Source organism: Acinetobacter colistiniresistens (assembly GCF_024582815.1).
Classification (GTDB): Bacteria; Pseudomonadota; Gammaproteobacteria; order Pseudomonadales; family Moraxellaceae; genus Acinetobacter.
In genome coordinates this window covers 3,804,304-3,816,859 of record NZ_CP102099.1, presented here as the reverse complement: position 1 = coordinate 3,816,859, position 12,556 = coordinate 3,804,304, and the positions used below count along the sequence as shown (strand labels likewise).

Sequence of the window (12,556 nt, the reverse complement as noted above, 5' to 3'; positions counted from 1 at the left end):
AAACGGCTTTGGGTGAATAAAGAAACAAATTGTTTAACATTGGCACAAAATCTATACTAAATGTTCATCCTGTCGGAAAAAGCATGCAAAACTGAAAAATATATTAAAATTCATAATTTTAATAAAAAGATAACAAAAGGGGCTAGGCGTGTATCAGTTTGGTGAACGCCTACTTGTTTACAATGTAAACGTGTGTATATTGCAAAACATAAACCAATGTATCTGTCAGGTTTTTGATAGGCGGATTCACTCAGATTTTAGGGGCAAACAAATGAGCCAAGAAGAAAAGTTACCGAAGATTTTGATCGTAGAAGATGATGAGCGCTTAGCACGTTTAACACAAGAGTATTTGATCCGTAACGGTTTGGAAGTTGGGGTTGAAACAGACGGTAATCGTGCAATTCGTCGTATTATCAGCGAGCAGCCAGATCTGGTTGTCCTCGATGTCATGTTACCAGGCGCAGATGGTTTAACCGTTTGTCGTGAAGTGCGTCCACATTATCACCAACCAATCTTGATGCTGACTGCGCGTACAGAAGATATGGATCAGGTGCTTGGTTTGGAAATGGGTGCCGATGACTATGTGGCTAAACCTGTTCAGCCACGTGTGTTACTAGCGCGTATTCGTGCTTTATTACGTCGCACTGACAAAACCGTAGAAGACGAAGTGGCACAACGTATCGAGTTTGATGATCTGGTGATTGATAATGGCGGTCGTTCAGTGACTTTAAATGGTGAGTTGGTTGACTTCACTAGCGCTGAATATGATTTGTTGTGGTTATTGGCTTCGAATGCAGGTCGTATCCTGTCTCGTGAAGATATTTTCGAGCGCCTACGCGGTATCGAATATGATGGTCAAGATCGTTCAATCGATGTACGGATTTCTCGTATTCGTCCAAAAATTGGTGATGATCCTGAAAATCCAAAACGTATTAAAACTGTACGTAGTAAAGGTTATTTATTCGTTAAAGAAACCAACGGAATCTAAATACTCTAAAGCCTCCTGATCTTAGGGGGCTTTTCCCTTGATAGAAGGGGCCTTGTGCAGCGTAGCTGTTCAGGGGAGATGTTCACTAGCTTGGAATTATTTACCCTATGGTAAGTCGAGTACTGAAAAACAGCATATTTTTGCGTATTTATGCTGGTTTGGTCGTTTTGGTCGTTGTGGTTGCCGCATTTTGTTATTTGCTGGTGCAGATCATTAACTATCAACGTGCGCAAGAATATCGTGAATCTCTTACTGATGGTATTTCCTATGTCATTAGTGAAGGTGTATCTCGTCAGCCAGAAAAACAGCAGAAGTTAGATTGGATTTCCGATGCTTCTGATTTGCTGGAATTGCCGATCTACTATGTCGATGCAGAACGGGTAGAACTGTCTCGCACCGAAAAAAAGCGCATCGCAGAACAAAAATCAGTGGTTCGTTATGATGCCAATAATGGTATAGGTTATATCATTATCGGTTTAAAAGACGATTCTAAGCATTACCTGTATATCAAAGTCGATAAAATTGGCGAACGCCAGATGAAAGCGCTACCGATTTTTGTACTGGATTATTTGATTTTCTATCCAGGGCAGGAGCGTGAGTACTTAGATAAAATCAAAAAGCATTTTTATTATCCAATTGAAATTGCAGATATTAAAGATATCAATCTGGATTCAGAGCAAATTGGTCGTTTGCGCCAAGATCAGAGTGTATTGTTGTATAAAGACAGTGCAACGGTGCGTGGAACCACCATTTCGATTGTTTCTCCAATGCCGAACCATCCTGCGCAAGTGCTGATTTTAGGGCCTGTGCCGATGTTTAACTGGATGCCGTTCCAACTGTCTGCAGGCATTACTTTATTTAGCTTGTTCCTGTTGAGCTTGGGGGTATACGGTCTGATTTTGCCATTGGAGCGAAAAATCCGTCAGGTTCGTTATGCTCTGAACAAGATGAAATCAGGCGATTTGTCCTTGCGTGTCCCGATTGAGGGAAGCGATGAGATGGCAAACTTGGCTTCCAGCTATAACAACATGTCGGATCATATTCAGCGTTTGATTGAAGCGCAGCGTGAGTTGATGCGTGCGGTGTCACATGAGTTGAGAACGCCAGTAGCGCGAATCCGTTTTGGTATGGAAATGCTGGCAGAGGAAGACGATTATAATTATCGTATTCAACAGGTCGATATGATTGATAAGGATATTGAGGCATTGAATACCTTGATTGACGAGATCATGACCTATGCCAAACTGGAACAGGGCACGCCGTCTTTAGATTTTGAAGACATTGTTCTGGTCGAGGTGCTGGATCAGGTGGCGATGGAAACCGAGGCACTGAAGACGCAAAAAGAAATTGAACTGATTGCACCAGCGTTGTCTTTAAAGGTAGATGCAGAACGTCGTTACCTGCATCGTGTGGTACAAAATCTGGTCGGCAATGCGGTACGTTACTGTGATCATAAGGTGCGTATCAGCGGTGGGATTCATGCTGATGGCAATGCCTATGTTTGTGTCGAAGATGACGGGCCGGGGATTCCAGAGCAAGAACGCAGTCGTATTTTTGAAGCTTTTGCGCGTCTAGATGACAGTCGTACCCGTGCTTCGGGTGGTTATGGTCTGGGCTTGTCAATTGTCAGCCGGATTGCGTACTGGTTCGGTGGCACCATTCAAGTCGATCAAAGTCCAAACTTGGGCGGTGCACGTTTTATCATGACGTGGCCTGCCAAGCGTTATAAGCAAGTGATTAAAAAATAGAATGAAAAGACAGTTGCTCTTTTTGATGTAATAAAAAGCCAGGGGGATATTGCCTTGGCTTTTTTTATAGCAAAATTTTAAGCCCGTTCACTTGCTTTTGCATAGCGAGATGCATTGGCAGGAACGGAGGGGGTGCATGGGGCAATTATGCCCATGTTTTTGACCAGTAAGCCTGATGTTCTGTACTGTTCCACTGACCTTTAATTTGGGCAGCCTGAAAAGAGTCTAATGCCTGAACACGCTGCATGTAATTTAAAGTGGCAGGAAATCTTTGCTTGTCTGGAATTAAATTTAACAGGGCTTCTACTAAAAAGACCATCATGATGTCGGCAGCTGAGAAAGCTTCTCCTGCAAACCATGTGTGTGTTGCAAGATGCTGTTCTATCAATGTCATCTGCTGATAAAGGGTTGGATTGAGAAACTGTCGGTCAAAGGATCGCTTTATTATTCTGATTAAAGGTCGTGCAAAAAAAGGTGACCGATCTACCATTCCCTTGTAAGGTGTCCGCCAGCAAATATCCTACGATTGCACCAATAAAACTGATCGGGTGGCGGGTGTGTGGAAAGCGAATCAGCAGCCCGAGCAGAACCGAATTGGCAGGCCAGAAAGAGGCGAGAAAAGTCAGGTGTCTGGTGGCGATGCCAATGAGGCAGCACAGCAGAATTACCCCAGTAAAGAATGCGAATAATTGTAAAAGCGAGCGTGGTTTGAGTACTGCATGGGCTTGAGGCATAGAGACGTGTTTCTATGGCGAGATGAGGTCGCGCTATTATATAAATTCTGTTTAAAATTTCACCATAAAACTACGCCAATGCAATGGTTTAGTTTGTGCAGCAATATATTGGGGCATGTTGATTAAAATACGAATGTTTTTGATTCACCCATAAAGAAAAAAATGATCAATATGCTCTTCTTGATTAGATAATTCGATTTTTAGGGGTGAATTAACCGTGATCTTGGATATATCCGTAAATTTGAGGACAAAATCATCCGAAAGACTAAAGCGCTTCAACTAGCATGAGAAATTAGAAATCAGGTACAATTGGCGGGATTAATTTTGTGTTTGGTGTATTTGAAGGCCAATACATACATTCTTTGTTAAAAATAGGCCTGCCAGGAGTTATCCCCGCATGAGTGCCATTACTCCATACGATTGGGCAATAATTGCCTTCGTGATCGGCGTTACATTTCTTTGCGTTTTTATGCTGACAGTTCCCTTACTCCTCGGGGGTAAAGCATGGGGACGTGCAAAGCAAGAGCAGTTTGAGTCAGGTGTCGTAGGTGCGGGCGGTGCTCGTATCCGCCTGTCAGCCAAATTCTATTTAGTTGCAATTTTCTTTGTGGTTTTCGATCTGGAAGCCCTCTATCTCTACGCTTGGGCAACTTCGGTTCGTGAAGTCGGCTGGGTGGGTTTTGCAACGGCTGCCGTGTTTATTTTAGTTTTATTGATCGGTTTGATTTATGAGCTTTCGACTGGCGCACTTAACTGGGCTCCTTCGGATCGTCGTAAAGCAGCGGGTGTTAAAACCAAAATTGGTTCGCCAAATATGAATATTGCTGACATTACGCGATTCAATAACATTGAAGAGTTAGTTGTCGATCCTACTGGTCATATTCCAGCACAGTCTTCTGGTCGTGTTAAATCAAAAACACCGACTACATCATCATTTGAACAGGAGTAAGTCGGGATGAAATATACTTTAACCCGTGCGAATCCGGATGCCGATCAATATCCATTACAAGATCGTCAAATCGTCACTGATCCACTTGAGGAAGAAGTGAATAAAAGTGTGATGATGACACGTCTTGAGGATGTGTTGCATACAGCCGTGAACTGGGGGCGTAAAAACTCTTTGTGGCCATTTAACTTTGGTACGTCATGCTGCTACGTTGAATATGCAACCACATTAACAGGTGTGCATGACTTGTCACGTTTTGGTGCCGAGGTGATTCGAGCTTCACCACGTCAAGCGGATTTGATGATTGTTGCAGGGACTTGCTTTGTCAAAATGGCGCCTGTAATCCAACGTTTGTATGAACAAATGCTTGAGCCTAAATGGGTCATCTCGATGGGTGCTTGTGCTAACTCAGGTGGTATGTACGACATCTATTCAGTGGTTCAAGGCGTAGACAAAATTATTCCTGTTGATGTGTACATCCCAGGTTGTCCGCCACGTCCAGAAGCATTGATCCAAGCATTGATGTTATTGCAAGACCAAATTCAGCTTGAGCGCCGTCCACTTTCAGCGGTTATTGGTGATGATCTTCAGCCTGTGTATAAGCCAAAGATGATGCCAGAACGTGACCGTAAAAATGCGGAACGTATTGCGGTGAAAAACCTACGCTCTATGGATGACATTAAATAATTTTAACGATGAGTTTTTGACATATTCCATGATGAATATGGTCGTCGGGAAAATTGACAAAATTTGTATTAAATAGGAAGCCAAGCCAATGGCTGAAACTGACATTGCTATGCCAGAATCAACTCCAGTTGATTCACGCCCAGCATTTGCAATCGTAGAAGAGCTCAAAACCAAATTTGGTGAGAACTTCTATGTGCAGGCGACTTTTGAAGAGTTTCCAACAGTCTGGGTTGAGCGCGCACGCGTGCAAGAAGTCCTTATGTTCCTCCGTAAAGTGGAACGTCCTTATGTAATGTTGTTTGACTTGTCTGCGGTCGATGAGCGTTTACGTGTTCACCGTGACGGTTTGCCAGCATCTGACTTTACTGTGTTCTATCACTTGTTATCGCTTGAGCGTAATAGTGATATTCGTATTAAAGTTGCATTGAATGAAAATGATTTAAGCATCCCAACCGCAACCAATATCTGGCCAAATGCCAACTGGTACGAGCGTGAAGCTTACGATATGTTTGGTATCGATTTCGCAGGGCACCCAATGCTCCGTCGTATCTTGTTGCCGACGTATTGGGAAGGTCATCCATTGCGTAAAGAATATTCTGCCCGTGCGACAGAATATACCCCGTACATGCAAGACCAAGCGAAGCAAGATTTCGAACAAGAACACTTACGCTTTGTGCCAGAAGACTGGGGGCTAAAACGCGGTAATGATGACGAAGACTTCATGTTCCTGAACTTGGGTCCTAACCATCCATCTGCGCATGGTGCGTTCCGTGTGGTTTTACAATTGGACGGTGAAGAAGTCAAAGACTGTGTGCCTGATATCGGTTATCACCACCGTGGTGTGGAAAAGATGGCTGAACGTCAAACCTGGCATTCATTCATTCCGTATACCGATCGTGTCGATTACTTGGGTGGTTGTGCGCAAAACATGCCATATGTGATGGCTGTTGAGCAAATGGCAGGGATTAAAGTCCCTGAGCGTGCACAAGTGATTCGTGTGATGTTGAACGAGTTATTCCGTATCAATAACCACTTATTATTCTGTGGTACCGCGATTCAGGATGCGGGCGGTATGACCCCTGTATTCTATATGTTCGCAGACCGTCAAAAAGTCTATGACATCGTTGAAGCGATTACCGGTTACCGTATGCATCCAGCATGGTTCCGTATCGGCGGTACAGCACATGACCTTCCAAACAACTGGCAAAAACTTGTTAAAGAATTGCTAGAGTGGATGCCGAAGCGTTTGAACGAGTACTACACTGCTGCGCTTAAAAACTCAGTCTTTATCGGTCGTACCCGCAACGTTGCGCAATACGATGCGAAATCTGCATTGGCTTGGGGTGTGACAGGGACAGGTTTACGTGCAACGGGTATTGATTTCGACGTGCGTAAATATCGTCCATACAGTGGTTATGAAAACTTCGACTTTGATATTCCAGTGGAATACGAAGGCGATGCCTATGCACGTGTACTGGTTCACTTCCGTGAAATTACTGAATCATTGAAAATCATTCAGCAGTGCTTGGACAACATGCCATCTGGTCCATATAAAGCGGATCATCCATTGGCTGTTCCACCACCGAAAGATAAGACATTACAAGATATTGAAACCTTGATTACGCACTTCTTAAGCGTATCTTGGGGTCCTGTAATGCCAGCGGGCGAGTCTTCATTTATGACTGAAGTCGTGAAGGGTGCGAGTACCTATTACCTCACTTCTGACAAGTCAACCATGAGTTACCGTACCCGTATTCGTACACCAACGTTCACGCATTTACAGCAAATGCCTTCAGTGATTAATGGCAGTTTGGTTTCTGACCTGATCATTTATTTGGCAACCATTGACGTGGTTATGGCTGACGTGGATCGCTAGGGGTAAACGATTATGATGATTTTGACTGATAAAAAACCACGTGTGAATGTTGAAGGGATTTTGACTGCGGACGAAATTCATGACATCGAACATCACATTGGTCATTACCCGTACCCACGTGCAGCATCTTTGGATGCCTTGAAGTGTGTACAACGCCGTAATGGCTGGGTAGATGATGCACAGATGAATGCGATTGCACAGCTATTGACCATGAGCGTAGCGGATCTGGAAGGTGTTGCAACTTTCTATAACCGTATCTACCGTCAACCTGTTGGCCGTCATGTGATTCTATTGTGTGACTCAATTGCATGCTTCTTGATGGGTGCAGAAACTTTGGCAGAAGCGTTCCAGCGCGAGTTGGGTATCCAGTATGGACAAACCACCGCAGATGGTCGTTTTACCTTGCTCCCAATTTGCTGTTTAGGCAACTGCGATAAAGGTCCAACTTTAATGATTGATGAAGATACTCACGGTCTCGTGGACGTTTCATCGGTTAAACAGTTATTGGAGAAGTATGTATGAATACTGAACCAAAACCAATCTATGGCGACGGTAACCCAGAAACGCATCCATTGACTTGGCGTTTGAGCAAACAAGAATTTGTTCGTGCGGCAGATGAGTACGAAGCACTAGAAGGCTATGCTGGCTTTAAAAAAGCCTTGAGCATGCCACCAAAAGATGTACTTGAAGTCATTAAAGCTGCGACTGTTAAAGGTCGTGGTGGTGCAGGTTTCCCAGCAGGGATTAAATGGTCATTGATGGCGCCAAATGATGGCGGGCCACGCTATTTGATCTGTAATGCCGATGAAATGGAACCAGGTACCTTTAAAGACCGTTTGTTGATGGAAAAACTTCCTCATCAATTGATCGAAGGCATGTTGATTGCAGGTTACACCTTAGAAGCAACTCAAGGTTATATCTTCATCCGTGGTGAATATGTTGAAGCGGCTCAATACTTAAATGAAGCATTAGAGCAAATCCGTGCCAAAGGTTACTTGGGTGACAACATCCTTGGAACAGGCTGGAACTTTGATATGCACGTTCACACAGGCGCAGGTCGTTATATCTGTGGTGAAGAAACTGCATTGATCAACTCGCTTGAAGGTCGCCGCGCCAATCCGCGTACCAAACCGCCATTCCCGCAAGTAGCAGGGGCATGGGGTCGTCCAACGATTGTCAACAACGTTGAAACCTACAATAACTTGCCAGCGATCATGTTGCGTGGCCCAGAGTGGTATATCAACCTGTCTGCGGGTAAATCAAAAGATCCAGGCACCAAGATTTATGGTGCATCAGGCAAAGTTAAATTCCCGGGCCTTTGGGAACTACCATTTGGTACAACTGCGCGTGAAGTGATTGAAGAGCATGCGGGTGGTATGCGCGACGGTCTAACCCTGAAAGCATGGTTACCAGGTGGTGCATCAACCGACTTCTTGGCTGCCGAACACATTGATTTGCCAATGGATTCAGAAACGATCATGAAAGCAGGTTCTCGTTTGGGAACGTGTTTACTCATGGTGGTGGATGAAACCCAATGTATGGTTTCTGCAACACGTAATTTAGAAGAATTCTTTGCGCGTGAATCATGTGGTTTCTGTACACCATGCCGTGATGGTTTACCTTGGGCAGTGAAAGCGCTTAAAGCACTGGAAGCAGGCGAAGGTAAGAAAGAAGATATCGATCATTTACAAGAACTGACGCGTAAATTATGGATCGGTAAAACTTTCTGTGCTCACGCACCAGGTGCGATGGAGCCGCTTATGGGCGCACTTAAATATTTCCGTAACGAGTTCGAAGCTAAGGTTAAAACCCATGCTCCAGCTCTAGACGTAGAACAAGCTTAAGGAATTCGACTATGGCTACAATTCATGTCGATGGAAAATCGTATGAAGTTAACGGCTCAGAAAACTTGCTTCAAGCATGTCTCAGCCTTGGCATCGACATCCCGTATTTTTGTTGGCACCCATCCTTAGGTTCTGTTGGTTCTTGTCGTCAATGTGCGGTGACCCAGTATGCAAATCCTGAGGATACACGTGGACGCTTGGTGATGTCATGTATGACACCTGCTGCCGACAATACCTATATTTCGATTGAAGACAAAGAAGCAACGGATTTCCGTGCGTCGATCGTTGAATTCTTGATGACCAACCACCCACACGACTGTCCAGTCTGTGAAGAAGGTGGTCACTGTCATTTACAAGATATGACGGTGATGACGCAACACGATCGTCGTCGTTATCGCTTTACTAAACGGACTCACTATAACCAAGAGTTGGGTTCGTTTATTGCGCATGAGATGAACCGTTGTATCGCGTGCTATCGTTGTGTGCGTTATTACAAAGACTATGCTGGTGGTACCGACTTTGGTGTCTATGCCAATGCGTCACGTGTTTATTTCGGTCGTCCAGAATCAGGTACTTTAGAATCTGAATTTTCGGGTAACTTGACTGAAGTGTGTCCAACAGGTGTATTTACCGACAAGACCCATTCAGCACGCTATAACCGTAAATGGGACATGCAATATGCGCCAAGCGTATGTTTCGGCTGTTCTTCAGGTTGTAACATCTCTCCGGGTGAGCGTTATGGCGAAATCCGTCGTGTTGAAAACCGTTTCAATGGTTCTGTGAACCAATACTTCCTGTGTGATAAAGGTCGTTTCGGTACAGGCTATGTCAATCGTGAAGATCGTCCACGTCAACCACAGTTCCGCAATGGTGAAACTGTTGCAACCGTAAGCGTTGATCAGGCGCTTGATCAAGTGATTGCACAGCTGAAAGGCAAAAAAGTGTTAGGAATTGGTTCTCCACGCGCAAGCTTGGAATCAAACTACGCACTGCGTGAATTGGTTGGACAAGACAACTACTCAACAGGGATGTCTCAAAAAGAGCAGAACTTGGTTGAGTTAGCCGCATCAATCATGCAAACACAGGGTATCTATAACCCGAACATGCGTGAAATTGAAAGCTATGATGCGGTATTGATCTTGGGTGAAGACTTAACACAAACTGCGCCACGTATGGCTTTATCTGTTCGCCAAGCTGCGAAAAACAAAGCTAAAGAAATGGCTGCTGCAACACGTACGCCAGACTGGTTGGCTGAACCGGTACAACGTATTGGTCAAGATGCAAAATCACCAATCTATATCCTTGCTGCAACGCAAACGCGTTTAGCGGATGTGGCAACAGGTGAAGTGGTTGCATCACCAAATGATATCGCACGTTTAGGTTTTGCAGTTGCTGCTGCGGTGAAAGGCGAAGCGCTGTCTGGTTTAGCGGATGATGCCAAAGCATTTGCGCAAACCATTGCGGATAATTTGAAAGCTGCGAAAAAGCCATTGATTATTTCGGGCACCAGCTTACAAGATCCTGCCATCATGGAAGCTGCGGCACAAGTTGCGCAGAACCTCGGTGCAAATGCAGGCTTGTCATTGACTGTTCCTGAAGTGAACTCAATGGGCTTGGCATTGTTCGGTGGCTTAAGTCTAGAACAAGCATTTGCAAAAGACTTTGATACTGTGGTTGTGGTTGAAAATGACTTAACCCGTCGTTTACCAGTGGCACAAGTCAAAGCTGCACTGGATAAAGCTGAAACTGTGATTGTATTGGATCATAGCGAAACTGAAACCTTGAAACTTGCAGATATCGTACTTTCAGCAGCGAGTTTTGCCGAAGGTGATGGTACTGTCGTGAGTCAAGAAGGCCGTGCACAACGTTTCTACCAAGTGTATGACCCAAGCTACTACACGCCAGAATATGCGATCAAAGAATCTTGGCGCTGGTTACATGCCATTGAGACAGGTCTCAAAGGCAAAGCAGTAGACTGGACATTGCTGGATGATGTGATTGAAGACATCGTGAAGAATGTACCAGTACTTGCAGCAATCGAAGATGTTGCACCAGATGCGGGTTACCGTATCCATGGCTTGAAGATTGCACGTGAACCACGTCGTTATTCAGGTCGTACTGCAATTCGTGCGCCGTTATCGATTCACGAACCGAAACAGCCGACTGATCCGGATTCAGCATTAACGTTCTCGATGGAAGGTTATGTCGGAACTCAGACTGCATCTTCATTGGTACCTTTCGCATGGTCTGCGGGCTGGAACTCACCACAAGCTTGGAACAAATACCAAGATGAAGTGGGTGGTCACTTAAAAGGTGGTGATTCAGGTATCCGTCTATTTGATCGTTTAGCTAAACGTCCTGCACGTAGCTATGTTGCACCAACCGCTGTGGTGGTGAACCCTGAAAGTTTCCGTCTTGTGCCAATGCACCATATCTTTGGTTCTGGTGAATTCACTATCAAAACACCTGCAATGGAATCTCGCATTCCTGAAGCGATGTTTGCGGTGGGTGAGCAAGATGCGACTCGCTTAAATGTTCAGGATGGTCAGCGTATTACCGTGCAAGCGGGCGAAACTAGCATCAGCTTACCTGTACAAGTGATTGAATATTTACCAACAGGCTATATTGGTTATCCAATTGGTCTAGCACCAACAGTTTCATTGGCAGAGCCTGTGTCTGTGGCGGTAGGAGTGTAATTCATGAATCAAGAAATTATACGTCAAACGCCACTTTGGGCTGAGAACTGGCCAATCGCTTATTCAGTGATTCAAGCCGTGGTGATCTTGCTGGTGGTGGTTTTGGTTGCTGCGTTAATGTCATTTATTGAGCGTCGTCTCTTGGCATTATGGCAAGATCGTTACGGTCCAAACCGTGTTGGTCCTGGCGGTATGTTCCAGATTGTTGCCGACATGCTCAAGATCATGTTCAAAGAAGACTGGACACCAAAGTTTGCTGATAAGCTCACGTTCCGTTTAGCACCAGCCGTTGCGATGGCAACTGCGGTACTTTCGTTTATGGTCATTCCAGTAAGCCCTACACTGGGCGTTGCGGATATGAGTATCGGTCTATTGTTCTTTATGGCAATGGCGGGTATTGCAGTCTATGCAGTGTTATTTGGTGGCTGGGCGTCTAACAACAAATACTCATTACTTGGTGGTCTTCGTTCTGCCGCTCAAACCATTTCTTATGAAGTGTTCTTGGGTATCTCGTTGATGGGTGTGGTTGCAATTGCAGGCTCATTCAACCTTCGTGAAATCGTTGAAGCACAACGTGATATGTGGTTCATCATTCCTCAATTCTTAGGTTTCTTGATCTTTGTGGTTGCGGGTGTTGCCGTTACGCATCGTCATCCATTTGACCAACCAGAAGCTGAGCAAGAATTGGCCGAAGGTTACCATGTCGAATATGGTGGTATGAAGTGGGGGATGTTCTTCGTTGCGGAATATGTCAACGTGGTATTGATCTCTGCCTTGATCGTCACCTTATTCTTCGGCGGATGGCTTGCACCATTCAACTTGGAAATTCCATTTGTTCCACCATTATTCTGGTTCGTGATTAAAACAGCATTCTTTGTAATGATGTTTGTCTTGGCACGTGGTTCGTTAATGCGTCCTCGTTATGACCAAGTGATGAACTTTGGTTGGAAAGTTTGTTTGCCATTGGCGTTGGTCAACTTGTTAGTGACTGGTGCTGTGATTCTGATGAATCAGGCCTAGGACAGCAGGGAGTACAA

At 44.8% G+C, this 12,556-nt stretch carries 10 protein-coding genes and 1 pseudogene; 9 read left to right on the top strand and 2 right to left on the bottom strand.

Annotated features, from left to right (window positions below):
- The first annotated feature begins 271 nt into the window (after positions 1-271).
- Both bfmR and bfmS read left to right on the top strand, forming a co-directional pair.
- Complete coding sequence (bfmR, locus tag NQU59_RS18310; RefSeq protein WP_004655457.1) at positions 272-988, top strand: response regulator transcription factor BfmR; 717 nt, start codon at positions 272-274, stop codon at positions 986-988.
- Between the two features lie 107 nt (positions 989-1,095).
- Positions 1,096-2,736, top strand: coding sequence for a sensor histidine kinase BfmS (gene bfmS / locus NQU59_RS18305; RefSeq protein WP_005239483.1), 1,641 nt, complete (start codon positions 1,096-1,098; stop codon positions 2,734-2,736).
- A 145-nt stretch (positions 2,737-2,881) separates the two neighbouring features.
- On the opposite strand, the gene NQU59_RS18300 is transcribed toward bfmS, so the two are convergent.
- Together NQU59_RS18300 and NQU59_RS18295 are read right to left on the bottom strand one after the other, a co-directional pair.
- Positions 2,882-3,226: a glutathione binding-like protein gene (locus tag NQU59_RS18300; RefSeq protein WP_257064393.1), complete on the bottom strand. Its 345-nt coding sequence runs from the start codon at positions 3,224-3,226 to the stop codon at positions 2,882-2,884.
- 1 nt (position 3,227) lies between these two features.
- Positions 3,228-3,470, bottom strand: a pseudogene (locus tag NQU59_RS18295) (sensor domain-containing diguanylate cyclase); the annotation flags it as partial.
- Positions 3,471-3,867: 397 nt separating this feature from the next.
- Between NQU59_RS18295 and ndhC the strand changes: the two are divergent.
- The 7 genes from ndhC (at position 3,868) to nuoH (ending at position 12,539) form a co-directional block, all read left to right on the top strand.
- Positions 3,868-4,419 (top strand): NADH-quinone oxidoreductase subunit A, encoded by a 552-nt coding sequence (gene ndhC, locus NQU59_RS18290; RefSeq protein ID WP_005239474.1) that lies wholly within the window; start codon positions 3,868-3,870, stop codon positions 4,417-4,419.
- Positions 4,420-4,425: 6 nt separating this feature from the next.
- Positions 4,426-5,103 (top strand): NuoB/complex I 20 kDa subunit family protein, encoded by a 678-nt coding sequence (locus NQU59_RS18285; RefSeq protein WP_004655450.1) that lies wholly within the window; start codon positions 4,426-4,428, stop codon positions 5,101-5,103.
- An 88-nt stretch (positions 5,104-5,191) separates the two neighbouring features.
- A complete protein-coding gene (gene nuoC / locus NQU59_RS18280; protein ID WP_004770766.1) occupies positions 5,192-6,979 on the top strand; it encodes an NADH-quinone oxidoreductase subunit C/D in 1,788 nt (595 codons plus the stop codon).
- Positions 6,980-6,991: 12 nt separating this feature from the next.
- A complete protein-coding gene (nuoE, locus tag NQU59_RS18275) occupies positions 6,992-7,501 on the top strand; it encodes an NADH-quinone oxidoreductase subunit NuoE (RefSeq protein ID WP_004804770.1) in 510 nt (169 codons plus the stop codon).
- The gene (nuoF, locus tag NQU59_RS18270; protein ID WP_005239469.1) at positions 7,498-8,823 is read left to right on the top strand and encodes an NADH-quinone oxidoreductase subunit NuoF; all 1,326 of its coding nucleotides are present in this window, start codon (positions 7,498-7,500) and stop codon (positions 8,821-8,823) included. Before nuoE ends, nuoF begins: the two co-directional genes overlap by 4 nt.
- Positions 8,824-8,834: 11 nt before the next feature.
- A complete protein-coding gene (gene nuoG / locus NQU59_RS18265) occupies positions 8,835-11,519 on the top strand; it encodes an NADH-quinone oxidoreductase subunit NuoG (RefSeq protein WP_257064391.1) in 2,685 nt (894 codons plus the stop codon).
- Between the two features lie 3 nt (positions 11,520-11,522).
- Positions 11,523-12,539, top strand: coding sequence for an NADH-quinone oxidoreductase subunit NuoH (gene nuoH, locus NQU59_RS18260; RefSeq protein ID WP_005151242.1), 1,017 nt, complete (start codon positions 11,523-11,525; stop codon positions 12,537-12,539).
- The last annotated feature ends 17 nt before the right edge of the window (positions 12,540-12,556 follow it).

Bases quoted from the DNA above. Each gene is read 5' to 3' on its own strand.
- bfmR (WP_004655457.1), top strand. From the start codon at position 272: ATGAGCCAAGAAGAAAAGTTACCGAAGATTTTGATCGTAGAAGATGAT.
- nuoG (WP_257064391.1), top strand. From the start codon at position 8,835: ATGGCTACAATTCATGTCGATGGAAAATCGTATGAAGTTAACGGCTCA.
- bfmS (WP_005239483.1), top strand. From the start codon at position 1,096: ATGGTAAGTCGAGTACTGAAAAACAGCATATTTTTGCGTATTTATGCT.
- ndhC (WP_005239474.1), top strand. From the start codon at position 3,868: ATGAGTGCCATTACTCCATACGATTGGGCAATAATTGCCTTCGTGATC.
- nuoH (WP_005151242.1), top strand. From the start codon at position 11,523: ATGAATCAAGAAATTATACGTCAAACGCCACTTTGGGCTGAGAACTGG.
- nuoF (WP_005239469.1), top strand. From the start codon at position 7,498: ATGAATACTGAACCAAAACCAATCTATGGCGACGGTAACCCAGAAACG.
- NQU59_RS18300 (WP_257064393.1), bottom strand. From the start codon at position 3,226: ATGGTAGATCGGTCACCTTTTTTTGCACGACCTTTAATCAGAATAATA.
- nuoC (WP_004770766.1), top strand. From the start codon at position 5,192: ATGGCTGAAACTGACATTGCTATGCCAGAATCAACTCCAGTTGATTCA.
- NQU59_RS18285 (WP_004655450.1), top strand. From the start codon at position 4,426: ATGAAATATACTTTAACCCGTGCGAATCCGGATGCCGATCAATATCCA.
- nuoE (WP_004804770.1), top strand. From the start codon at position 6,992: ATGATGATTTTGACTGATAAAAAACCACGTGTGAATGTTGAAGGGATT.